Source organism: Methylibium sp., from assembly GCF_965279545.1.
Taxonomy (GTDB): Bacteria; Pseudomonadota; Gammaproteobacteria; order Burkholderiales; family Burkholderiaceae_C; genus Methylibium.
This window is the reverse complement of sequence record NZ_OZ257250.1, coordinates 1,290,445-1,312,365: the sequence shown is the minus strand read 5'-3', so window position 1 is coordinate 1,312,365 and position 21,921 is coordinate 1,290,445. Positions and strand designations below refer to the sequence as shown.

The following is a 21,921-nucleotide window of genomic DNA, read 5'->3' as shown; positions in this document are numbered from 1 at the left end:
ACGCCTGCGCCGATACTCGCTGCCGTGAGCTCCTCTCATCCGGATCTGTTTGGCGAAGAAGAGGCGTCGGCGCCCGACGCCACCCGCCGTGGGCGCCGCAGCACGGCACCGGTCCAGGCGGCCGAAGTCGCCGGGCCATTGAAGCGGCTGGCGGTCGATCTCGGGCCCCTCGTTCGCTTCGGCACGTCGTCCTGGTACTTCCCGGGCTGGGAAGGGCTGGTGTTTCGCGGCCGCCACTCCGAGAGCACCTTGTCCAGGCACGGCCTGGCCGCCTATGCGCAGCACCCGCTGCTGCGGACGGTCAGCCTCGATCGCAGCTTCTACCGGCCGCTGCCCGCCGCCAGCTATGCCGCGCTGGCGGCCCAGGTGCCCGACGACTTCCGCTTCGTCGTCAAGGCGACGGCCGCGGTGACCGATGCGTCGGTCCGGCAACCCGGCAGCGGCGCGCCTGGGCAGCCGAATCCGCTGTTCCTGGACCCCGCCACCACCTTGGAGACGGTGTTGCGGCCGGCGGTCGACGGGCTCGGCCACAAGCTGGGCGTGCTGCTGTTCCAGCTGTCGCCCCTGCCCACCGGCTGGCTGCTGTCGCCGCCGGAGCGGCTGCCGCAGGCGCTGGACCGCTTGTTCACCGCCTTGGCGCGCTCCGATCGGGGCCCGGGCCTGCTGGCGATCGAACTGCGCGACCCTGAACTGCTGACCCCTGAGCTGGCGGCGCTGCTGAAGTCGCACGGCGTGCGCTACTGCGTGGGTCTGCACGACAGGATGCCGCCGCTCGACGCGCAGCTGCCGATGCTGCGCGCGACCTGGCCCGGCCCGCTGGTGTGCCGATGGAGCCTGCAGCGGGGGCTGCGGTACCAGCAGGCCAAGGCGAGGTTCGAGCCCTTCGGCGCCCTCGCCGCACCCGACCCGGCCACGCGGGAGGCCCTGGCGCGGCTGATCGCCGCCACCGTGCGCGCCGGGCAGCCGGTGTTTGCCACGATCAACAACAAGGCCGAAGGCAGCGCGCCCTTGTCGGTCCTGGCACTGGCGGAGGCTGTCGCGGCGCTGGCCCAGCTGTGAGCAACCTCTTGGAACTCGACACCTAGTGTCCTGTCCCGTTAATTCGCCCGCACAGGCGGGCGAGCTTGTCTAGGATGGATTCGGCAGTCGCTGTCCATGTGAACGGTTTGCAGGACTGGTTGTAGTTCTGGACGAAGCGATCGATCTTGTCGACCAAGTCCTTGACGCTGGTGAACGAGCCGCGGCGGATCGCGCGGGTCGTGATGATCGAGAAGAAGTGTTCGACTTGGTTGAGCCAACTCGAGTAGGTCGGCACGAAGTGCATGTGCCAGCGCGGGCGCTCGGCGAGCCAGGCGCGCACCTTCGGATGCTTGTGGCTGGCGTAGTTGTCGGCGATGCAATGGACATCGAGTTCGGTGGGCGCGGCCTTGTCGATAGCGCGCAGGAATGCCAGGAACTCTTGATGTCGATGCCGCGGCCGGCATTGAGCCAGCACCTGTCCGCTCATCACGTCCAACGCCGCGAACAGCGTCGTCGTGCCATGGCGAACGTAGTCGTGCGTGACGCCTTCGACATACCCGAAGCCGAGCGGCAGCATCGGCTGCGTGCGCTCCAGCGCTTGGCATTGGCTCTTCTCGTCGACGCACAGCACCAGGGCGTTATCGGGCGGATTCAGGTACAGCCCGACCACATCGCGCAGCTTTTCGATGAAGAACGGGTCTGTCGACAACTTGAACGACTCGACACGATGGGGCTTGAGATTGAACGCTTGCAAGTAGCGTTGAACCGAGCTCTTGCTGATGCCCGTGGCACTGGCCAAGCCGCGCGTGCTCCAGTGCGTGTCGCCGTCGGCGGGCTTGGTGTGCAGCGTAGTCGAGATCAATTCGGCGACGCGTTCATCATCAACCGTGCGCGGGCGACCCGGGCGAAGTTCATCGTACAGGCCCGACAGCCGATGCGCCGCATACCGATCGCGCCACTTCGTGACGGTGCTGCGGTTGATGCCCAGATCACTCGACACACGCAGCGCCGCGGCACCACCTTCACATGCCAAAACGATGCGCGCTCGCAGCGCCAGCGCTGCCGGCAGCGACCGCGAACGCGCAATCGAGACGAGTTCGGCGCGCTCTTCCTCCGTCAGTACGAGCTTGTCCTTCACAGCAACGTTCGGCATGGCAGCATCCCTTCGCAGAATGCCTCAAACCATGCACGGGGCGTGCCTACAAACTATTGGGACAGAACACTAGCGCGGCACCAGCACGAGCAGGCGGCCGGGCCGGCCATCGCCCCACAGCGGCAGGTACTCCACCTTCGCCCAGCGATCGACGAAGTTGCGGTAGTCGGTGCTGAACACGATGCCGCTCTGCCCGCTCGACAGCATGAAGCGGGACCGGTTGCGCGCGCCGAGGTCGTAGAGGGCGCGCAGCCCGGCGCCGTGCTCACCCAGGTAGAGCTCACCGGTGAGGGCGTCGGGCCGCAGGCCGACACGCGCGGCGTTGACGGTGTAGGCATCGCCGCCGACCGGCGTTCTGAGCTCGAACCAGCGCGCGAGCAGCGGCACGCTGCTGAAGGGCCGGTGCTCGAGGCGGGCCATGTGGGCCCGCCCCCAACGCCACTGGCCGACGTCATCGCCCTGGGCAGCCTGCAGTTCGGTCAGCGCGCGGGTGAACGCCGTGTCGACCTGCTGAGCGCAGGTCTCGACCGCCGGCGTGCCGAGGTCGTCGCACCAGCTCGTGTCGTTGCGGTCCAGCACGCCTTCGAGGGCCTCGCGGAAACTGCGCTTGCCCAGCTGATCGTCGAACAGCCTGGCGCCCAGGTCGTCGGCGAACACCCCCCGCGTCAGCTGCCGCACCCAGGCCGTGAAGATCAGCGGCGCCGCCCGTTCGGCGGCCATCGTGCCTTCGAAACCTTCCAGCTCGCGCTGCGCGGCAGGCGCCAGCGGGTGTTCGGATTGAGCCCGCCGCAGGAAAGGCAGCAGGCGCTGCGTGGCGGTCGAAAGCAGGTCTGCCTGGATCGACGAGAGGCTCTCGATGCTGTGCAACGGCCGGCCCGCCAGCAGGCGCTCGATGCGTTGCTGCCGGTAGGGCGGCGCCCATTCGCTGGTGATGAAGTGCGGATACTGCGGCCCGTGGATGCGCTGGTTCGCGGTGGCGATCCAGCCGCGCGCCGGGTCGCGTTCGCGCGGCGTGGCCGTCGGTGACAGCGTGCCGGCCCAGTCGTACCGGGCATCCCAGCCGGGCGCCGGCACCAGGCCCTTGAGATCGTTGTCCGGCCGCCGCAGCGGCACGCGGCCGGCCGAAACGAAGGCGATCTGCTGGGCGTCGGCCACCACCATGTTCTGCATCGGCGCCACGTACTGCGTCGACGCGGCGATGAATTCGTCGACCGAACCGGCAAGGTCGAAGGCCATCCCTGCCGCCAGGGTGTCCGAGGCGTCGAGGTCGAGCGCGGTCCAGCGCAGCGCGATCGCATAGCGCGGCACGGGACCAGCCCCCGTCAGGCCCCGGGTCGCCGCTGCCGCGTCCGACAGCACGGGTCCGTGTCGTGTCTGCCGCGCGGTGAAGTGCACGTCGTCCGCGCCCTTGACGCGGATCGTCTCCGGGAAGATCTCGAAATGAGCCCAGCCGTCCGGTGTCTCGTAGCGCTCCGGGTCGTTGGTGTCGATGCGCTCGAGGTAGAGGTCCTGCACGTCGGGCGCCGTGTTCGTGAAGCCCCAGGCCACGCGTTCGTTCTGGCCCAGCACGACCACCGGAAGGCCCGGTATCGTGGCGCCGGCCACCTTGAGGCCCGGCGCCTCGAGCCGCGCAACGTACCACAGCGCCGGCGCGCTGAACTTCAGGTGCGGATCGTTGGCCAGCAGCGGGCTGCCGGTCACGCTGCGCATCCCGGCCACGACCCAGCTGTTCGAGCCGACGCCCTCGACGCCCGATTCGATCTGCCACGGCAGCGCTGCCACCGCATCCGTCGCGTCGGCAACCTGGACAGGCTGGCCGTCGCCGACCTCGAGCTGGCGGTAGAGGGCAGCGTAGTCGGCCGTCGCGAGCGGCCTCTCGCCGGGATAGGGCGGCAGGAGCTGCTGGATGCGCGCGACCGGCATCGACAGCGCCAGGCGCATGCGCAGCAGCTCGGTGCTCCAGTTGCCGCCCAGGTCCCAGGCCATCATGGTCGCCCACGCGAGGCTGTCGACCGGGCTCCAGTCGTCGGGCTGCAGGCCCAGCAGCACGAACTCGGGCGGCCGGGCACGCAGGTGCCCATGCAGGTAGGCGTTGATGCCGGCCGCGTAGGCCGTGAGCATCGCGCGCACGGCCGGGCTGGCCAGTTCCCACTGCGACTGCGCGGTGCGCCGCACCCCCAGGGCACGCAGGAACAGGTCGCTGTCCACTGCGCGCGGACCGAAGGCCTCGGCCAAGCGCCCTGCGCCGATGCGCTTGTGCGTCTCGAGCTGCCACAGCCGGTCCTGCGCATGCACGAAGCCGAGGCCGAACCAGGCATCGTCGATCGACGCGGCGCGGATCGTCGGAACGTCGTGCGCATCGCGCTCGATCTGCAGCCCGGCCCGCAGCCCCTCGACCTGCAGCCGCCCCTCGGTGCGTGGCAGCGCCAGCTGCCGGTACGCGAGCAAGGACACCACCGCGGCCAACGCCATCGCCAGCAGGACCATCAGGCCCCGGAGCAGCCACTTCATGAGGACAGGCTAGCGACTGCCCCCCTGCCCCGCATCGGGGTTCGCACGAGCAGCCGCTCAGCCGCCACGCAGGTAGTCGGCCTTGCCCAGCTCCACACCGTTGTGGCGCAACAGTGCATAGGCGGTGGTGACATGGAAGAAGAAATTCGGCAGCGCGAAGTGCTTCAGGTACTGCTCGCCGGTGAACTGCAGGGGCTCGCGGCCGCGCACCGGCACGCTGATCGGCTTGTCCTCGGTACCGTCGACCTGTCCGGGCGGCACACTCCGGATGTAGGCGATGGTCGCGGCAATGCGTGCCTGCAGCTCGGCAATCCTGGTTTCCGTGTCGTCGAACTTCGGTGCCTCGCCGCCGGCCAGCCGTGCCACACCGAACTTGGCACTGTCGCAGGCGATCTGGATCTGCTTGCCGAGCGACAGCATGTCGGGCGCGAGACGCGACGTCAGCAGCGTGTCGGGATCGAATTTCCTGGCCTGGGCGAGCACCACGGCCTTGTCCAGCCACTTCGACAGGTTGCCGAGCATCGTCAGATAGATCGGCACACTGGCCGTGTACATCGTGATCGCCATGGCGTTCTCCTCGTGAGGAGCGGGATGCTACCGGTAACCCCGGCGGCGCGCATGGCGTGCACAATCGACCGCACGAGGCGACAACAAGGCGGCCGATCTCCTGCCCATGAACATCATCATCCTGGACGACTATCAGGACGCGGTCCGCAAGCTTCCCTGCGCCGCGAAGCTCGAAGGCTACAGCGCCAAGGTCTTCACCAACACCGTCAAGGGCAACGGCCAGCTCTCCGTGCGGCTGCGCGATGCCGACGTGCTGGTGCTGATCCGCGAGCGCACCCAGTTCACGCGAGCGCTGCTCGAGAAGCTGCCGCGCCTGAAGCTGATCTCGCAGACCGGCCGCGTCGGCCCGCACATCGACATCGAGGCCTGCACCCGGTTGGGCATCGCCGTAGCCGAGGGGGCGGGCTCGCCAGTGGCTCCGGCCGAGCTGACCTGGGCGCTGATCCTGGCGGCGATGCGCCGCCTGCCGCAGTACGTGAGCAACCTCAAGCACGGGGCCTGGCAGCAGGCCGGGCTCAAGTCGCAGTCGATGCCGCCCAACTTCGGGCTCGGCATGGTGCTCGGCGGCAAGACGCTCGGCCTGTGGGGCTACGGCCGCATCGGCCAGCTGGTGGCTGGCTACGGCCGTGCCTTCGGCATGAAGGTGGTGGTCTGGGGCAGCGAGACCTCGCGCTACAAGGCGCAGGCCGACGGCTTCGAGGCGGCGCCCTCGCGCGAAGCCTTCTTCGGGTCCTGCGACGTGCTGTCGCTGCACCTGCGGCTGGACAATGCCACCCGCGGGATCGTTAGCTTCGACGACCTGCAGCGCATGAAGCCGACGGCGCTGTTCGTCAACACCGCGCGCGCCGAACTGCTGGAAGAGAACGCGCTGGTCTCCGCGCTGAACCGCGGTCGCCCGGGCATGGCCGCCGTCGACGTGTTCGACAGCGAGCCCATCATGCAGGGCACGCCGCTGCTGCGGCTCGAGAACGCGATCTGCACGCCGCACATCGGCTATGTGGAGCAGGAGAGCTACGAGCAGTACTTCAGCGCCGCGTTCGACAACGTCACCAACTTCATCCAGGGCAAGCCGACCCATATCGTGAATCCCGAGGCCTTGCGGGTCTTGCGTGGATGACGCGCCCGGCACCGACACGGCAAGCGCGGGACTGAGCAGCGAACCCCCCGCACCGGCCGAGAGTGTGCGCGGCGCCCGCTGGGCGCTGCTGTTCGGCAATTTCGTGATCGGCTGCGGCGTGATGGTCGTGGCCGGTTCGCTGAACGACCTGACACGCTCGCTGCAGGTCAGCGTGGCGCTGGGCGGCCAGCTCATCGCCGTTGCCGCCGTGATGATGTGCCTCGGCGCGCCGCTGTTGGCCGCCGCCGCCGGCCGCCTGGACCGGCGACGGCTGCTCGCCTTCACCCTGGTCTGGTACGCACTGGGCCATGCCGCGTCGGCCCTGATGCCGAGCTATGCCGCGCTGCTGCCGGTTCGAGCGCTGTCCATGCTCGGCGCTGCCGTGTTCACGCCGCAGGCCGCGGCTGCGATCGGCTGGCTCGCGCCGGCGGCACAGCGCGGCCGGGCCATCACCTTCATCTTCCTCGGCTGGTCGGTGGCCTCGGTGTTCGGCATGCCGCTGCACAGCTTCATCGGCGAGACGCTCGGCTGGCGCTGGGCTTTCGGCCTCGTCGCCGTGCTGGCCGCGGGCGCGGCCGCATGGGTGTGGGCGGTGATGCCGGACGGTGTGCGCCCGCCGGCGATGAACCTGCGGGCCTGGCGCGAGGTGCTGACGCATCCGGTGCTGATGGCCATCGTGGCGGTCACGGCGCTGTCGGGCGCCGGACAGTTCACCGTGTTCACCTACTTCGCGCCCTACTACAAGCAGGTGCTGGGCGCCGGCGCCACGCAGATCAGCCTGCTGTTCGCCTGGTTCGGCGCCTTCGGGCTCATCGGCAACCTGCTGCTGTCGCGCCATGTCGACCGCATCGGCGCGGCGCGCGCCGTGGCCCTGCTGCTGGGGGCCGTGGCCTTGTCGATGCTGGCCTGGCCGCTGGGAACCGGCTACCTGTCGATGGCCTGCGTGCTGCTGCCCTGGGCGCTGGGCATGTTCTCGGCGAACTCGGCGCAACAGGCGCGACTGGGTCACGCCGCACCCGCGCTGGCACCGGCCCTGATGGCGCTCAACACCTCCGCGATCTACCTCGGTCAGGCGGTCGGCGCGGCCGGCGGCGGCGCGATGGTTGCGGCACAGGCCGATGCAGGCGCCACCGGACCCGGGCTCTACGGCGGACTGCACTGGGTGGGCCTGGCCTGGGTGCTCGCCGCGCTGGCGCTCAGCCGCTGGGCTGCGCGTCGGCTCCGGCGCGATGGCCACGCGTGAGCTGTGCCCCCGGCCGCGGCATGCCGCAGCCACCCCCGTGCGGTCTCAGCCCTTGGTGCCGAAGATCTTGTCGCCGGCGTCGCCGAGGCCGGGAATGATGTAGCCGACCTCGTTGAGGTGGCTGTCGATGGCTGCTGTCCAGCAGCGCACCTCGGGATGGGCGGCGGTCAGCGCCTTGATGCCCTCGGGCGCCGCCACCAGCACCAGCGCGCGGATGTCGCGGCAGCCCTTGCGCCGCAGCAGGTCGACGGTCGCGATCATCGAGCCGGCGGTGGCGAGCATCGGATCGACGATCAGCGCGGTGCGTTCTTCCAGCGAGCCGACCAGGTTCTCGAAATAGTGCTCCGGCTGCAGCGTGTCGTGGTTGCGCGAGAGGCCGACGACGCTGATCTTGGCATTCGGGACCATGTCGAGCACGCCGTCGAGCATGCCCAGCCCGGCACGCAAGATCGGCACGATCGTGACCTTCTTGCCCTTGATCCGGTCGACCGCGGTCGGCCCGCTCCAGCACTCGACGCTCACCTGCTCCAGCGGGAAGTCCGCGGTCGCCTCGTAGGCCAGCAGACGGGCGATCTCGGCGGTGATCTCGCGGAACTTCTTGGTCGAGATGTCGGCGACCCGCAACAGGCCGACCTTGTGCCGGACCAGTGGGTGGGTGACTTCGATGACGGGCATGCCGGACAGTCCATGCAGAGGCAGCAGCGCTGCGTCAGGCCGTGCCGCGCTGCCGCACCGCCTCGTACAGGCAGATGCCGCTCGCCACCGAGACGTTGAGGCTCTCCACCGCCCCGGCCATCGGCAGGCTCACCAGTTCGTCGCAGGTCTTGCGTGTCAGTTGGCGCATGCCCTGCCCTTCGGCGCCGAGCACCAGCGCCAGCGGCTGCTTCAGATCGGCGGCGTAGAGGGTGCGCGGCGCATCGTCGGCGGCACCGACGACCCAGATGTTGCGTTCCTTCAGCTCGCCCAGGGTGCGCGCCAGGTTCGTGACCATGAAGTAAGGCACCGTCTCGGCGGCGCCACTGGCCACCTTGGCCACCGTCGCGTTGATGCCGACGGCATGGTCCTTGGGCGCGATCACCGCGTGGGCGCCGGCGCCGTCGGCCACGCGCAAGCAGGCGCCGAGGTTGTGCGGATCGGTCACCCCGTCGAGCACCAGCAGCAGCGGCGGGCCGTCGACGGTGTCGAGCAGGTCGTCGAGCGATTTCGTCGCCGGCGCCGCCGTGACCTTGGCGACCACACCCTGGTGGCGGTGGTTGCCGGCCAACGCCTGCAGGCGCAGCTCGTCGCTCTCGATCAGGCGCACGCCGGCCTCCTTGGCGCGCTCGACGAACTGGCGCATGCGCGCGTCGCGACGCGTGCCATCGATGTAGAGCTCGACGATCGAGCCGGGGGCCGTTTTGAGGCGGACGGTGACGGCGTGGAAGCCGAACAGGATGCGGGGGGCGGACATCGGGGGATTATCGGGGGGAGGCTTGCCCAGACACGACGCAGCTGTGCCCGCGGGTGCCTTGCTTCGCCACGGCGACCGCGACCGCGACCGCGCTCACGAGTGGCTCAGCTGCCCCGCCTCGATCCTCACCTGCCGGTCGCAGCGCGCCGCGATGCCCTGGTCGTGCGTCACCAGCACCAGCGTCGTGCCCAGCTCGCGGTTGAGTTCGAACATCAGCCCCATCACCTTCTCACCGGTCGCGAAGTCCAGGCTGCCGGTCGGCTCGTCGGCCAGCAGCACGGCGGGCTTGACGACGAAGGCCCGCGCCAGCGCCACGCGCTGCTGTTCGCCGCCCGACAGCAGCTTCGGGTAGTGGCCCAAGCGCTCGGCCAGGCCCACGCGCGCCAGCATCTCGGTCGCGGCGGCCCGGGCGTCGCTGCGGCCCTGCAGCTCCAGCGGCAGCATCACGTTCTCCAGCGCGGTGAGGTTGCCCATCAACTGGAAACTCTGGAAAACGAAGCCCACGTGCGCCGCGCGCACCGCAGCGCGGGCGTCCTCGTCGAGTCGAAAGAGGTCGGTGCCGGCCAGCCTGACGGTGCCCTCGGTCGGCGTGTCGAGCCCGGCGATGATCGCCAGCAAGGTGCTCTTGCCCGAGCCCGACGCTCCGACGATGGCCACCGATTCCTGCGCCGCGAGCGAGAAGTCGATATCGTGGAGGATGGTCAGCTCGCCACTGGAGTCCTGCACACGCTTCGTGACGTGCTCGACGGCGATGATCGCTTCGGTCATTGAGGAGGGTTCGGATGACGGTGAGTCGCAGGGACTGTATCAAGGGGCTTGCGGCGTTGCTGTCCGCGGGGCTTGTGGCCGGGGCGGTGCGGGCACAGACCGCCAGGCCGGTGGTGCTGGTGGTCGGCGACAGCCTGTCGGCCGAATACGGCTTGCAGCGCGGCAGCGGCTGGGTGGCGCTGCTGGAGAAGAAGCTCGCTCAGGAAAGGCTCGCGGCCACGGTCGTCAACGCCAGCGTCAGCGGCGACACCACCGCGGGCGGTCGCTCGCGGCTGCCGGCCCTGCTGGGACAGCACAGGCCGTCCGTCGTGATCGTCGAGCTGGGCGGCAACGACGCGCTGCGCGGCCTGCCGCTCGCCATGACCGAGCGCAACCTCGCCGAGATGGCGCACACCGCGAAGGCGGCCGGTGCCAGGGTGCTGCTGATCGGCATGCAGGTGCCGCCGAACTACGGCCGCCAGTACAACGATGACTTCGCCGCGCTGTTCGGCAAGGTCGCCAAGGCCGAGGGCACCGCGCTGCTGCCGTTCCTGCTGAAGGGCGTCGGCGACGCGCCGAACGCAACCGAACTGTTCCAGCCCGACCGCATCCATCCGAAGGAGGCGGCCCACCCGATCATCCTGGGCAATGTGTGGCCGCTGCTGCGGCCGCTGCTGAAGTAGCGCGGGCTCTCGCCCGGCCTGCCGTATCAGTCGTCCGCCGCATCCAGCCCGGGGAACAGCACCTCGGTGTAGCCGAATTTGCTGAAGTCGCGCACCCGCATCGGGTAGAGCACGCCGGCCAGGTGGTCGCATTCGTGCTGCACGACGCGGGCATGGAAGCCCTCGGCCTCGCGGTCGATCGGCTGCCCCCGCGGGTCGAAGCCGGTGTAGCGGATGCGCTGCCAGCGTGGCACGACGCCGCGCAGACCGGGTACCGACAGGCATCCCTCCCAACCGTCCTCCTGCTCGTCGGACAGAGGCGTGATCACCGGATTGATCAGCACCGTGCGCGGCACCGGTGGGGCGTCCGGATAGCGCTCGCTGCTCGTGAAACCGAAGATCACCAGCTGCAGGTCGACGCCGATCTGCGGCGCGGCGAGGCCGGCGCCGTTGGCAGCCTCCATGGTGTCGAACATGTCGGCGACGAGCGCGTGCAACTCGGGCGTGTCGAACTCGCGCACCGGCTGCGCGACGCGCAGCAGGCGGGGATCGCCCATCTTCAGGATGGTGTGGAGGGCCATCGGGTCAGCGGATGAAGTCGATGCGCCGCAGGTTGGACAGCAACTCGCGGTAGGGGCCGAGGTCGTTCTTGCCGTAGAGGTTGTAGTCGTTCAGCCTGGTCGCCAGCTTCTGGCCGTTGGTCAGCGTCAGCGTCACGCTGCCGTCCCAGGGCTGCTCGATCTCCACCGCCACGATGCGCTCGAACTGCACGCTCTGGCCATTGCTCAGCGGCAGTGCCGCCCCGGCCACCTCGGCCCCGGGCGCGAGGGCGACCACGCTGCCGTCCTTGTGGGTCACGGCCAGGCCCTTGAAGTCGTGCGCCTTCAGGCCGGCGAGCACTTCCGCCGGCGAGCGCGCCACCGAAGCCGCCGCCGCCCCGTTCGCGCTCGCGCTCGCGCCGGTGAGCACCGCGCCCGGACTGCTCTGGGTGGCAACCGCCTGGGGGGTCGTCGCCCCGACAGGCTCGACCGACTTGCCGGCGGTCGACGCGCCCGCGTCAGGCTTGGCGCCGGACTTGGCACCGATCAGCCCCGACTGCGACAGGATCGCCACCAGGCCGCCGACGGCAGTGATGGTGCCGGCCAGCGCCGTGAGCAGGCCTGGCATGGTGCTCCACCAGCTCTTGCCGGAAGTCTCGGGTTCGGCCATGGTGGCTCCTTCGTCACCCCACCGCACGGGCAGGTATGGCGGGAATGATGCACGCGCGGCCGGTCCAGCGTCCAGCGTGGTTCAAGGGAGCAGGGCCCGCAAGGCGGCCTCGTCGATCACGGCGACACCCAGCGACCGTGCCTTCTCCAGCTTGCTGCCGGCCTCTTCGCCGGCCACCACGTAGTCGGTCTTCTTGGACACCGACCCGGCCACTTTGCCACCGGCGGCTTCGATCAGTTCCTTCGCTGCATCGCGGCTCAGGCTCGGCAGCGTGCCGGTCAGCACGAAGGTCTTGCCGGCCAGCGGCTTGGGGCTGCGGTCCGCTTCGCCGTCGTGCTCGTCCCAGGCGATGCCGGCGGCGCGCAGCTGCTCCACCACCTCGCGGTTGTGCGGCTGGTCGAAGAAGGTGCGGATGCTCTGCGCCACCACCGGGCCGACGTCGTTGACTTCGAGCAGTTGCTCGACGCTCGCCTCCATCACGCGGTCGAGTGCGCCGAAGTGGCGGGCCAGGTCCTTGGCCGTGGCCTCGCCAACATGCCGGATGCCCAGCGAGAACAGGAAACGCGCCAGCGTCGTGCGCTTGCTCTTCTCCAGCGCGGTGACCAGGTTGGTCGCGCTCTTGTCGGCCATGCGCTCCAGCGCAGCCAGGTTCGCGATGCCGAGCTTGTACAGGTCGGGCAGCGTTCGAACGATGCCGGCGTCGACCAGTTGTTCGACCAGCTTGTCGCCCAGGCCCTCGACGTCCATTGCACGGCGGCCGGCGAAATGCAGCATCGCCTGCTTGCGCTGCGCCGGGCAGAACAGGCCGCCCGAACAACGCCAGTCGACCTCGCCCTCCTCGCGTGCGATGTCGCTGCCGCAGACCGGGCATTTGCCGCCGAGACGCTGGTAGAGGTCGAAGCGCTCGCTGGCGGCGCTGCGCTTGCCGGGGATGACACCGACGACCTCGGGGATCACGTCGCCGGCGCGGCGCACGATCACGGTGTCGCCGATGCGCACATCCTTGCGGTCGATCTCGTCCTGATTGTGCAGCGTCGCGTTGCTGACCGTCGTGCCGCCGACGAAGACCGGCTCCAGCCTGGCGACCGGCGTCATCTTGCCGGTGCGCCCGACCTGCACCTCGATGCCGAGCAGCGTGGTCGTCTTCTCCTGCGCCGGGTACTTGTGCGCGACGGCCCAGCGCGGCTCGCGGGACTTGAAGCCGAGCTGCTGCTGCCAGTCGCGCCGGTCGACCTTGTAGACCACGCCGTCGATGTCGAACGGCAGCGCATCGCGGCGCGCGGCGATGCGCTGGTGGAAGGCGACCAGGCCGGCGGCACCCTGCACCACCGCTGCGTCTTCGTTGACCGGCAGCCCGGCGTGGCGCAGCGCCTGCAGCAGTTCGCTCTGCGTCGCCGGCAGCGGCCAGCCGTCGACTTCGCCCAGGCCGTAGGCGAAGAAGCTGAGCGGCCGCTTGGCCGCGATGCCGGCGTCGAGCTGCCGCACCACGCCGGCGGCGGCATTGCGCGGGTTCACGAAGGTCTTCTCGTTCTTGGCGCCCTGCGCGATCAGCTCGCGCTGGCGTTCGTTCAAGGCCTCGAAGTCGTCGCGGCGCATGAAGACTTCACCGCGCACCTCCAGCACCGCCGCGTCGATGCCGCGCAGCCGCTTCGGCAGGCCGGCGATCGTGCGCACGGTGTGCGTCACGTCTTCGCCGGTCTCGCCGTCGCCGCGGGTCGCGGCCTGCACCAGCGCGCCGCGTTCGTAGCGCAGGCTGATCGCCAGGCCGTCGAACTTGAGCTCGGCGGTGTAGTCGACCGGCGGCGCGGCCTCGCCCAGCGCCAGCAGCTTGCGCACGCGCTGGTCGAAGGCCTCGGCGCCGGCCGGGCTGGTGTCGGTCTCGGTGTGGATCGACAGCATCGGCACCGCGTGCCGCACCGGTTGCAGCCCTTCGAGCACCGCGCCGAGCACGCGCTGGGTCGGCGAGTCCGGCGTGCGCAGCTCGGGGTGCGCGGCCTCGATCGCCTGCAGCGCCTGGAACAGGCGATCGTATTCGGCGTCCGGAATCTCCGGCGCGTCGAGCACGTAGTAGCGGTGGGCGTGGTGCTGCAGCTCGGCGCGCAGCTGGGCGGCCTGGCGGGCGGGGTCGTCCGGCGGGGTCATGGTCTCGAAGTCGATGCGGTCGGTGCGCAAGCCGGCTCGCGCGGGCCTTGTCGCTAACTGAACAGCCGCCTGGCGGCCGGCGAGCCGGCGGCGAGGTCGCGCTCGGCCAGCGCGGCGTACAGGGTCTCGAGCGCCTGTCCGATCGATGCGAACGCGGCCGGCTGCAGCGGCTGGCCGCCGTCGTCGTACATCGCGGCGTCGAGCTCGGCCGACAGCGCCTGGCCTGCCGCGCACCAGGCCTCGAACGGAGCAGCGTCGGCCGCCGTCTGCGGCACGTCGAAGGACAGCGTCAGCTCCCGCACCGCGGCCTGGCTGGGTTCGTCGGCCAGCGCGGCCTGCGGGTCGAACTGCAGCGTCAGCACCGGCGGCGCTGCGTCCTCTGCGCTGGCCAGCACGAGGCGGCCCGGCAGCACGCCGACCATGAAGCCATGGCGCGCCGCGTGCTGCTGCACATAGCCGAGCGACCACGCCGCGGCGCGCGACACCAGCCGCAGCGCCAGTTGCGCATCGTGCTGGCCGGCAAAGGCGTCGAGTTCGCGCGCGCGGGCGACCACGTCGAGCATGTCGGGAAAGTCGGGCAGCGCGCCCAGCGGTTCGGCGAAGGCCTGCACCTTCTGCACGAACTCGGAATACTCGATCTCGTTGAGCGCGCCGCTGCGGTTGGCCAGCTGCACGCCGGCCTGGAACTCGCCGTAGCGCTGACCGGGAGCCGGCATCTCCCACTCGCCGGTTTCGGCATTCAGGCCTTCGACCAGCAGCGGCTTGCTGCCGGCCCGCCGCGCCGGTGGCAGGTGGGCGATCGCGGTCTCGCCGCTGACCGGGCTGTCGACCGTCAGCGTGGCGATCGCGTCGATCAATGCGTCCAGGCGCGGGACGCCGGCGCGCCGCACCAGCGTCGGTTCGAGGCGCGGCGGTGCGGAGTCTTCGTCCTCGGCAACGACCGGCTCCTCGGTCTGTACCGTCGTTTCCGGCGCAAAGGTCGGCTCCTGCAGCGCCGCCGCCAGCGGCTCCTGCGGCACGCGCTTGACCTCGTTGCGCCGCGCCTGCCAGGTGCCGTGGGCGACGACGGCGGCGAGCACGAGCCCGCCCAGGATCGCGAGAGAGAGCTGAAGCGTGCTCATGGTCAAGCCGCCTCGGCCATCGAGACGGCCGCATCCATGTCGACCGCAACGATGCGCGAGACGCCCTGCTCCTGCATCGTCACGCCGATCAGCTGCTCGGCCATTTCCATCGCGATCTTGTTGTGCGAGATGAACAGGAACTGGGTGTTCTGCGCCATGCTCTTCACGAGCTTGGCGTAGCGCTCGGTGTTCGCGTCGTCGAGCGGGGCGTCCACCTCGTCGAGCAGGCAGAACGGCGCCGGGTTCAACTGGAAGATCGCGAACACCAGCGCGATCGCGGTCAGTGCCTTCTCGCCGCCCGACAGCAGGTGGATGGTGGAATTCTTCTTGCCGGGCGGCTGGGCCATCACCTGCACGCCGGCGTCGAGGATCTCGTCGCCGGTCATCACCAGCCGGGCGTTGCCGCCGCCGAACAGCTCCGGGAACATGCGCCCGAAATGCTCGTTGACGGTGTCGAAAGTGCCCTTGAGCAGGTCGCGGGTCTCGAGGTCGATCTTGTGGATCGCGTCTTCGAGCGTGGTCATCGCTTCGATCAGATCGGCCGATTGCGCATCGAGAAAGGTCTTGCGCTCGCGCGACGCCGTCAGCTCGTCGAGCGCGGCGAGGTTCACCGCGCCCAGCGCCGCGACCTCGCGGTTGATGCGGTCGATCTCGCCCTGCAGGCCGTAGAGCTTGACGTTGTTGTCCTCGATGTTCCTGCCGAGCGCTTCGAGGTCGACCTGGGCCGCGGTCAGCTGCTCCAGGTATTGCGCACCACCGAGTTGCGCGGCCTGCTGCTCGAGCTGCAGCTTGCCGATCTTCTCGCGCAGTGGCTCGAGGCTGCGCTCGAAACCCAGGCGCTGTTCGTCGGCGTGCCGCAATTTGGCAGAGAGGTCGTCGTACTCGCTGCGCTGCGCGCCCAGCGCCTGCTCGCGCTCGAGCTTCAGCGCCAGCGCGGTCTGCAGGCCGGCCTGGGCGGCGGCATCGGTCAGCCGGCCGAGTTCTTCCTGCAGCTGGGCCGCACTCTGCTCGTTGGCCGCCACCTGCTGGGCAGCGGTCTCGATCGAGCGCTGCAGTTCGCCGCGCCGCGCCGCCAGGGCGCGCGAGCTGAACTGCGCCTCCTGGGCCTCTCGCTCGAGCGTGCGCAGCTGCTCGCGTGCGTCGGAGAGCTTGCGCTCGGCCTGGATCACCGCCTCTTCGAGTTCGGCATGGCGCTCCTGCTCGTTCGCGAGCTGCAGGTCCAGTTCCTCGAAGCGCGCCTCGCCGGTGACGCGGCGCTCCTGCAACTCCTCCAGGCCGGCATCGATCTCGGCCAGTTCGGCCTCGATCTGTTCGCGCCGCGCGCTGGTCTGCTGGCTGAGCTGGGTCAGGCGCAGCACGTCGACCTGCAGCTGGTGGGTGCGCGTCTGGCCCTCGGCGGCTTCGCGGCGCGCCGTGACAAGGCGCGCCGAGGCGTCGGTATAGGCGGCCTCGGCCCGCACCAGGCTTGCGCGCGACTCGTCGACGATCAGCGCCTGCGCGCGGGTCTGCTTTTCCAGGTTCTCGATCTCCTGCGCGCGCGCCAGCATGCCGGCCTGCTCGGAGTCAGGGGCGTAGAAGCTCACCGCGAACGGGCTGACCGCGTGGCCCGCCTTCGTCATGATCACTTCGCCGTGGGTCAGCTTGCCCCGGTTGGCCAACGCCTCGTCGAGCGAGGCGGCGGTGTAGACCCCTTCGAGCCAGTCGTTCAGCAGCGCCGTCAGCCCGACATCGCCGACCTGCCCGCCCAGGCGCAGCAGGTCCGACAGGCGCGGCAAGGTGGCATGCGTGTTGGCGATCGCGCCGGCGGGCGGCGTGTAGAAGGCCAGCTTGGCCGGCGGTGCGTCGGCCTCGAAGGCGCGCACCGTCTCCATGCGGCCGACCTCCAGCGCATTGATGCGCTCGCGCAGCGCCGCTTCCAGTGCCGTTTCCCAGCCGCTCTCGATGTGCAGCCGGGTCCACAGCCCACTGAGGCTGGCCAGCCCGTGCTTGGCGAGCCAGGGCTTGAGCTTGCCTTCCGTCTGCACCTTCTCCTGCAGCGCGCGCAGCGCGTCCAGGCGGGCCGTCAGGTCGGCCTGCTTGCCGGCCTCGGCATTGGCATTGGCCTGCTTGCCGCGGCGCTCCTCGTCGAGCGTGGGGACCGCCTCGGTCAGCTCCTCGGCGCGGGCATCGGCGACGGCCTGGCCCTCTTCGGCGCCGGCCAACTGGGCGCGCAGGCTCTCGAGCCGCGCTTCGTCCGGTGCCGCCAGCGTCTGCCGCTCGCCGTCCAGGCGCTCGCGGCGCTGAGCGAGCGTGCGGCCCTGCTCCTCGACGTTGCGCGACTCGGCCGCGAGCAGCTGGATCTGCTGCTGCACCTGGGCCGCCTTGCCGCGCTGCTCGTTCGCGCGGTTCTGCGCCGTGCGCACCGCATCCTCCGCATTCGGCAAGGCGCCGGACTGTTCTTCGGCCCGGGCGGCCAGCAACTCGGCCTGCTCGTCGGCCATCGCGATCTGCGCAGCGATCTCGTCGAGTTCGCCGACCGCCTGCTGGCGGCGCTCGTCCCAGCTCGCGTTCTGTCCGACCAGCTCGGCCAGGCGCTGCTCGACGCGCTGGCGGCCCTCGACCACGTAGCGGATGCGCTCTTCCAGCCGGCTCACCTCCAGCGCAGCCTCGGCCAGCGAGCCTTGCGAGACGTGCAGCGCGTCGCTCGCCGCGTAGTGCGCCTGGCGCACCGTCTCCAGCTCGGCCTCGACGTGGCGCAGCTCGGCCAGCCGGGACTCCAGCGAGTTGGCGGCTTCCAGCACCGCCGCATGCACGCGCGCCTCCTCGGCCGCCGCGTCGCGGTGCTTCAGGAACCACAGCTGCTGCAGCTTCAGCGTGCCAGCCTCCTGCAGGCTGCGGTACTGCGAGGCGACCTCGGCCTGCTTCTCGAGCTTGTCGAGGTTGGCATTGAGCTCGCGCAGGATGTCGTCGACGCGCTGCAGGTTCTCGCGCGTGTCCTTCAGGCGGTTCTCGGTCTCGCGGCGGCGCTCCTTGTACTTGGAGACGCCGGCGGCCTCTTCGAGAAAGAGCCGCAGTTCCTCGGGTTTCGATTCGATGATGCGCGAGATCGTGCCCTGGCCGATGATGGCGTAGGCGCGCGGCCCCAGGCCGGTGCCGAGGAAGACGTCCTGCACGTCGCGGCGGCGCACCGGCTGGTTGTTGATGTAGTAGCTGGAAGTGCCGTCACGCGTCAGCACGCGCTTGACGGCGATCTCGGCGAACTGGCTCCACGAGCCGCCGGCACGCGCGTCGGCGTTGTCGAACACCAGCTCGACGCTGGAGCGGCTGGCCGGCTTGCGAAGACCCGAGCCGTTGAAGATCACGTCCTGCATCGACTCGCCGCGCAGCTCGGAGGCCTTGCTTTCGCCCAGCACCCAGCGCACTGCGTCCATGATGTTGGACTTGCCGCAGCCGTTCGGGCCGACCACGCCGACGAGCTGGCCGGGCAGCAGGAAGTTGGTCGGCTCGGCGAAGGACTTGAAACCGGAGAGCTTGATCGAGTTGAGGCGCATCGCGGGCGGTTCGCAGGGCGCCGCGCCGGGCGTCTGCATTGCCCCGGGCCGCGCCGCTAACTCGTTGATTTGTAATGAGAAACCGGCGTTGACGCCGGCTCGAGAGTGCTCGGGATGATAGCATCGGGCCCTCCCCTGAACTGCAAGCAAACGTCGACTGCGCGGGATGTGCAGCGGCGTCGAACCATGGCCAAGACCGCCAAGAAATCCAGCCCGCGCACGCCGCCCCGGCAGCGCCCGATGCCGCCCAATCCGCCCACGTCGCCGAGCAAGGAACTGCACGTGTTCCCGAACCCGGCGCCCGAGCGCGACTACGTGATCCAGTTCCAGATCCCCGAGTTCACTTGCCTGTGCCCGCTGACCGGGCAGCCCGACTTCGCGCACTTCACGATCGACGTCGTTGCCGACAAGCTGTGCGTCGAGCTGAAGAGCCTGAAGATGTACATGTGGAGCTTCCGCAGCGAGGGTGCCTTCCACGAGAAGGTCACCAACGACATCCTGAGCAAGATCGTCGCGGTGACCGCGCCGCGTTTCGCCCGCATCACGGCCCGGTGGTATGTGCGCGGCGGCATCTACACCAACGTGGTGGCCGAGCATCGCAAGAAGGGCTGGAAGCCACAGCCGGTGGTGACGCTGCCGCAGCACGCCGGCGAGACCGGCCTGCCGGGCTAGCCGCCGGGCGCCCCACCGGCCCCGGGGTGTGCAGGGTGCGCGGCAGCCCCCATCGTCGGGGATGACGGACCTGACGCCGCCGAAGGCGGCTTGTGGGTGACGTCGGGTTTCTGGTCAAAACACGGGTTCCGATTCCTGTGAGCGCGGCAGCGCCGGTGGTCAGCCATCGGCGTGCGCCAGCAACGCCAGGCGCAGGTCCTGCAAGGCTTGCGTGAGCGCTTGGATTTCACGGTTGGAGCAGGCCGTCGCGCACGCCACCTGTTCGTGGATGGCGGTGGCGGCGTGGCTCAGGTCGCGGCCCGAGCGGGTCAGCGTGATCAGCACCTGGCGTTCGTCGGCGGCGCTGCGGGTGCGCTCGATCAGGCCCAGCGCCTGCATGCGCTTGAGCAAGGGCGTCAGGGTGCCCGAGTCGAGCGAGACGCGCTCGCCGAGCTCGCCGATGTTGAGGCCGTCGCATTCCCACAGCGCGAGCAGCACGACGTACTGCGGGTAGGTCAGGCCGATGCGTGCGAGCAGCGGCCGGTACACCTTGGTCATGGCCAGCGACGTGGAATACAGCGCGAAGCAGAGCTGGCTGTCGAGGGCCAGGTCCGAGGCATCGGCCGGGACGGGCGTGAGGGATCGGCGCGGTTGGCTCATGCGAAGCTTGGTTTGTCTGCAAGCATTTTGCACACAAACCAACAAGGCACTCAGGCTCGGGGCCCCAGGGATAATCCGGCGCCATGAACCCCTTGCTGTCGCGCCTGCAACCCTATCCCTTCGAGCGGCTGCGTGAACTGACCCGCGGCGCGACGCCGAACCCGGCCCTGCGGCCCATCAGCCTGGGCATCGGCGAGCCCAAGCACCCGACCCCCTCGTTCATCCGCGAGGCGCTCACCGCCGCGCTGGACGGCCTGGCCAGCTACCCGGCCACGGCCGGCGAGCCGGCGCTGCGCGAGGCCTGCGCGGCCTGGGTGCGGCGGCGCTACGGTGTGACGCTCGATCCGGCGACGCAGTTGCTGCCGGTGAACGGCTCCCGTGAGGCGCTGTTCGCGCTGGCGCAGACCGTCGTCGATGGCAGCCGGCCCGATGCCACGGTGGTCTGTCCGAATCCGTTCTATCAGATCTACGAAGGCGCAGCGCTGCTGGCCGGCGCGAGCACCGTGTTCGCCAACAGCGACCCGGCACGCAATTTCGCGATCGACTGGTCGGCCATCGACGAGGCCACGTGGTCCCGCACACAGCTGCTCTACGTCTGCTCGCCGGGCAACCCGACCGGTGCGGTGATGCCGCTCGACGAATGGCAGCGGCTGTTCGAGCTGTCCGATCGCCACGGCTTCGTGATCGCGTCCGACGAGTGCTACTCGGAGATCTATTTCCGCAACGAACCGCCGCTCGGCAGCTTGCAGGCGGCCCAGGCGCTGGGGCGTGGCGACTTCCGGCGCCTGATCGCATTCACCAGCCTGTCCAAGCGCAGCAACGTGCCCGGCCTGCGCTCGGGCTTCGTGGCCGGCGACGCCGAGATCCTGAAGGCCTTCCTGCTCTACCGGACCTACCATGGCGCCGCGATGGGCCCCGCGGTGCAGCGCGCCAGCATGGCCGCCTGGGGCGACGAGGCCCATGTCGAGGCGAATCGCGCCCTCTATCGCCAGAAGTTCGAGCGGGTGACCCCGATGCTCGCCGCCGTGCTGGACGTGGCACTGCCCGACGCAGGTTTCTACCTGTGGGCCCGGTTGCCGGCGGCGGCGTGCGGTGGCAGCGACACCCGCTTCGCCCGTGAGCTGCTCGCTCAATACAATGTCACGGTGTTGCCCGGCAGTTACCTGGCCCGCGAATCGCGGGGGGTGAACCCTGGCCAAGGCCGCATCCGCATGGCGCTCGTGGCCGGTGTCGACGAATGCGTCGAAGCCGCTGAACGCATCGTTTCCTTCCTCCAGTCCAGCTGACCTCCATGTCCCATACCCAACTGCAATCGACCATCGACGCCGCGTGGGAAGCCCGCGCCAGCATCACCGCGGCCAACGCCCCCGAAGTGCGCGAGGCGGTCGAAGAGGTCATCTCCGACCTGAACAAGGGCCGCCTGCGCGTGGCCGAGCGGCTGAGCGTCGGTCAGTGGCAGGTGAACCAGTGGATCAAGAAGGCCGTGCTGCTGAGCTTCCGGCTCACCGACAACAAGATCATGCGGGCCGGCGACCTGGGCTTCTTCGACAAGGTTCCGACCAAGTTCGCTCATCTCGACGAGGCCGCCATGCGCGCCACCGGGGTGCGCGTGGTGCCGCCCGCCGTGGCGCGGCGCGGCAGTTTCATCGCCAAGGGCGCGGTGCTGATGCCGAGCTACGTGAACATCGGCGCCTATGTCGACGAGAACACCATGGTCGACACCTGGGCCACCGTCGGCTCCTGCGCGCAGATCGGCAAGAACGTGCACCTGTCGGGTGGCGTCGGCATCGGCGGCGTGCTCGAGCCGCTGCAGGCCAATCCGACGATCATCGAGGACAACTGCTTCATCGGTGCCCGCTCCGAAGTGGTGGAAGGCGTGATCGTCGAGGAGAACTCCGTGATCAGCATGGGCGTCTACATCGGCCAGAGCACCAAGATCTACGACCGCGCGACCGGCGAGGTGAGTTACGGCCGCGTGCCGGCCGGCTCGGTCGTCGTTTCCGGTAATTTGCCCAGCGCGGACGGCAAGTACTCGTTGTACTGTGCGGTGATCGTGAAGAAGGTCGACGCGCAGACGCGCGCCAAGACCAGCATCAACGAACTGCTGCGCGGCGCCTGAGCGGCTGCCGGACGCAGCG

General features: G+C 69.7%; 19 protein-coding genes. 7 read left to right on the top strand and 12 right to left on the bottom strand.

The window, feature by feature from the left end; genetic code table 11:
* Positions 1-24: 24 nt before the first annotated feature.
* The gene (locus tag ACQY9S_RS06090) at positions 25-1,059 is read left to right on the top strand and encodes a DUF72 domain-containing protein (RefSeq protein WP_428423910.1); all 1,035 of its coding nucleotides are present in this window, start codon (positions 25-27) and stop codon (positions 1,057-1,059) included.
* Positions 1,060-1,081: 22 nt separating this feature from the next.
* Here the strand turns inward: ACQY9S_RS06090 and ACQY9S_RS06085 are convergent, their stop codons facing one another.
* The 3 genes from ACQY9S_RS06085 to ACQY9S_RS06075 all read right to left on the bottom strand — a co-directional run bounded on the left by ACQY9S_RS06085 (position 1,082) and on the right by ACQY9S_RS06075 (position 5,251).
* Positions 1,082-2,173, bottom strand: coding sequence for an IS630 family transposase (locus ACQY9S_RS06085; RefSeq protein ID WP_428421182.1), 1,092 nt, complete (start codon positions 2,171-2,173; stop codon positions 1,082-1,084).
* Positions 2,174-2,242: 69 nt separating this feature from the next.
* Complete coding sequence (locus ACQY9S_RS06080) at positions 2,243-4,684, bottom strand: penicillin acylase family protein (protein ID WP_428423908.1); 2,442 nt, start codon at positions 4,682-4,684, stop codon at positions 2,243-2,245.
* A 57-nt stretch (positions 4,685-4,741) separates the two neighbouring features.
* The gene (locus ACQY9S_RS06075; RefSeq protein WP_428423906.1) at positions 4,742-5,251 is read right to left on the bottom strand and encodes a DUF1993 domain-containing protein; all 510 of its coding nucleotides are present in this window, start codon (positions 5,249-5,251) and stop codon (positions 4,742-4,744) included.
* A 106-nt stretch (positions 5,252-5,357) separates the two neighbouring features.
* Between ACQY9S_RS06075 and ACQY9S_RS06070 the strand changes: the two genes are divergently transcribed.
* Positions 5,358-6,368 carry a D-2-hydroxyacid dehydrogenase family protein gene (locus ACQY9S_RS06070; protein ID WP_428423904.1) on the top strand — a complete coding sequence of 337 codons (1,011 nt, stop codon included), beginning with the start codon at positions 5,358-5,360 and terminating at the stop codon, positions 6,366-6,368.
* On the top strand, positions 6,361-7,611 hold the full coding sequence (locus tag ACQY9S_RS06065) for an MFS transporter (RefSeq protein WP_428423902.1): 1,251 nt from the start codon (positions 6,361-6,363) through the stop codon (positions 7,609-7,611). The genes ACQY9S_RS06070 and ACQY9S_RS06065 overlap by 8 nt, the downstream gene beginning before the upstream one ends.
* A 45-nt stretch (positions 7,612-7,656) precedes the next feature.
* Here ACQY9S_RS06065 and upp read toward each other — a convergent pair whose 3' ends face one another.
* The 3 genes from upp to ACQY9S_RS06050 all read right to left on the bottom strand — a co-directional run bounded on the left by upp (position 7,657) and on the right by ACQY9S_RS06050 (position 9,829).
* Positions 7,657-8,286 (bottom strand): uracil phosphoribosyltransferase, encoded by a 630-nt coding sequence (gene upp / locus ACQY9S_RS06060; protein WP_428423900.1) that lies wholly within the window; start codon positions 8,284-8,286, stop codon positions 7,657-7,659.
* Between the two features lie 34 nt (positions 8,287-8,320).
* Positions 8,321-9,061 (bottom strand): 23S rRNA (guanosine(2251)-2'-O)-methyltransferase RlmB, encoded by a 741-nt coding sequence (gene rlmB / locus ACQY9S_RS06055; protein ID WP_428423898.1) that lies wholly within the window; start codon positions 9,059-9,061, stop codon positions 8,321-8,323.
* Positions 9,062-9,154: 93 nt separating this feature from the next.
* Entirely contained in the window at positions 9,155-9,829 is a 675-nt protein-coding gene (locus ACQY9S_RS06050) for an ABC transporter ATP-binding protein (RefSeq protein WP_428423896.1), read from the bottom strand.
* A gap of 14 nt (positions 9,830-9,843) precedes the next feature.
* On the opposite strand from ACQY9S_RS06050, the gene ACQY9S_RS06045 reads away from it, so the two are divergent.
* Positions 9,844-10,491: an arylesterase gene (locus ACQY9S_RS06045; RefSeq protein WP_428423894.1), complete on the top strand. Its 648-nt coding sequence runs from the start codon at positions 9,844-9,846 to the stop codon at positions 10,489-10,491.
* A 26-nt stretch (positions 10,492-10,517) separates the two neighbouring features.
* Here ACQY9S_RS06045 and def read toward each other — a convergent pair whose 3' ends face one another.
* From def to smc, 5 genes are all read right to left on the bottom strand, one after another.
* Positions 10,518-11,051, bottom strand: a complete 534-nt coding sequence (gene def, locus ACQY9S_RS06040; protein ID WP_428423892.1) for a peptide deformylase — start codon at positions 11,049-11,051, stop codon at positions 10,518-10,520.
* Between the two features lie 4 nt (positions 11,052-11,055).
* Positions 11,056-11,679, bottom strand: a complete 624-nt coding sequence (locus ACQY9S_RS06035) for a hypothetical protein (protein WP_428423890.1) — start codon at positions 11,677-11,679, stop codon at positions 11,056-11,058.
* Positions 11,680-11,760: 81 nt separating this feature from the next.
* Positions 11,761-13,821 carry an NAD-dependent DNA ligase LigA gene (gene ligA, locus ACQY9S_RS06030; RefSeq protein WP_428425602.1) on the bottom strand — a complete coding sequence of 687 codons (2,061 nt, stop codon included), beginning with the start codon at positions 13,819-13,821 and terminating at the stop codon, positions 11,761-11,763.
* Between the two features lie 53 nt (positions 13,822-13,874).
* Positions 13,875-14,942, bottom strand: a complete 1,068-nt coding sequence (locus ACQY9S_RS06025; protein ID WP_428423888.1) for a cell division protein FtsZ — start codon at positions 14,940-14,942, stop codon at positions 13,875-13,877.
* Positions 14,943-14,944: 2 nt separating this feature from the next.
* On the bottom strand, positions 14,945-18,472 hold the full coding sequence (gene smc / locus ACQY9S_RS06020; RefSeq protein ID WP_428423886.1) for a chromosome segregation protein SMC: 3,528 nt from the start codon (positions 18,470-18,472) through the stop codon (positions 14,945-14,947).
* 240 nt (positions 18,473-18,712) lie between these two features.
* Here smc and queF point away from each other — a divergent pair, with 240 nt between their 5' ends.
* Positions 18,713-19,144: a preQ(1) synthase gene (gene queF / locus ACQY9S_RS06015; RefSeq protein WP_428425600.1), complete on the top strand. Its 432-nt coding sequence runs from the start codon at positions 18,713-18,715 to the stop codon at positions 19,142-19,144.
* 159 nt (positions 19,145-19,303) lie between these two features.
* On the opposite strand, the gene ACQY9S_RS06010 is transcribed toward queF, so the two are convergent.
* Entirely contained in the window at positions 19,304-19,783 is a 480-nt protein-coding gene (locus ACQY9S_RS06010) for a MarR family winged helix-turn-helix transcriptional regulator (protein WP_428423884.1), read from the bottom strand.
* An 83-nt stretch (positions 19,784-19,866) separates the two neighbouring features.
* Between ACQY9S_RS06010 and dapC the strand changes: the two genes are divergently transcribed.
* Both dapC and dapD read left to right on the top strand, forming a co-directional pair.
* On the top strand, positions 19,867-21,069 hold the full coding sequence (gene dapC / locus ACQY9S_RS06005; protein WP_428423883.1) for a succinyldiaminopimelate transaminase: 1,203 nt from the start codon (positions 19,867-19,869) through the stop codon (positions 21,067-21,069).
* A gap of 5 nt (positions 21,070-21,074) precedes the next feature.
* Positions 21,075-21,902, top strand: coding sequence for a 2,3,4,5-tetrahydropyridine-2,6-dicarboxylate N-succinyltransferase (gene dapD, locus ACQY9S_RS06000; RefSeq protein WP_428423881.1), 828 nt, complete (start codon positions 21,075-21,077; stop codon positions 21,900-21,902).
* Positions 21,903-21,921: the final 19 nt, after the last annotated feature.

Coding starts and splice junctions, on each gene's coding strand:
- ACQY9S_RS06045 (WP_428423894.1), top strand. CDS start 9,844: ATGACGGTGAGTCGCAGGGACTGTATCAAGGGGCTTGCGGCGTTGCTG.
- ACQY9S_RS06050 (WP_428423896.1), bottom strand. CDS start 9,829: ATGACCGAAGCGATCATCGCCGTCGAGCACGTCACGAAGCGTGTGCAG.
- queF (WP_428425600.1), top strand. CDS start 18,713: ATGCCGCCCAATCCGCCCACGTCGCCGAGCAAGGAACTGCACGTGTTC.
- def (WP_428423892.1), bottom strand. CDS start 11,051: ATGGCCCTCCACACCATCCTGAAGATGGGCGATCCCCGCCTGCTGCGC.
- rlmB (WP_428423898.1), bottom strand. CDS start 9,061: ATGTCCGCCCCCCGCATCCTGTTCGGCTTCCACGCCGTCACCGTCCGC.
- ACQY9S_RS06010 (WP_428423884.1), bottom strand. CDS start 19,783: ATGAGCCAACCGCGCCGATCCCTCACGCCCGTCCCGGCCGATGCCTCG.
- smc (WP_428423886.1), bottom strand. CDS start 18,472: ATGCGCCTCAACTCGATCAAGCTCTCCGGTTTCAAGTCCTTCGCCGAG.
- ACQY9S_RS06075 (WP_428423906.1), bottom strand. CDS start 5,251: ATGGCGATCACGATGTACACGGCCAGTGTGCCGATCTATCTGACGATG.
- ligA (WP_428425602.1), bottom strand. CDS start 13,821: ATGACCCCGCCGGACGACCCCGCCCGCCAGGCCGCCCAGCTGCGCGCC.
- ACQY9S_RS06070 (WP_428423904.1), top strand. CDS start 5,358: ATGAACATCATCATCCTGGACGACTATCAGGACGCGGTCCGCAAGCTT.
- ACQY9S_RS06085 (WP_428421182.1), bottom strand. CDS start 2,173: ATGCCGAACGTTGCTGTGAAGGACAAGCTCGTACTGACGGAGGAAGAG.
- dapD (WP_428423881.1), top strand. CDS start 21,075: ATGTCCCATACCCAACTGCAATCGACCATCGACGCCGCGTGGGAAGCC.
- upp (WP_428423900.1), bottom strand. CDS start 8,286: ATGCCCGTCATCGAAGTCACCCACCCACTGGTCCGGCACAAGGTCGGC.
- dapC (WP_428423883.1), top strand. CDS start 19,867: ATGAACCCCTTGCTGTCGCGCCTGCAACCCTATCCCTTCGAGCGGCTG.
- ACQY9S_RS06035 (WP_428423890.1), bottom strand. CDS start 11,679: ATGGCCGAACCCGAGACTTCCGGCAAGAGCTGGTGGAGCACCATGCCA.
- ACQY9S_RS06080 (WP_428423908.1), bottom strand. CDS start 4,684: ATGAAGTGGCTGCTCCGGGGCCTGATGGTCCTGCTGGCGATGGCGTTG.
- ACQY9S_RS06025 (WP_428423888.1), bottom strand. CDS start 14,942: ATGAGCACGCTTCAGCTCTCTCTCGCGATCCTGGGCGGGCTCGTGCTC.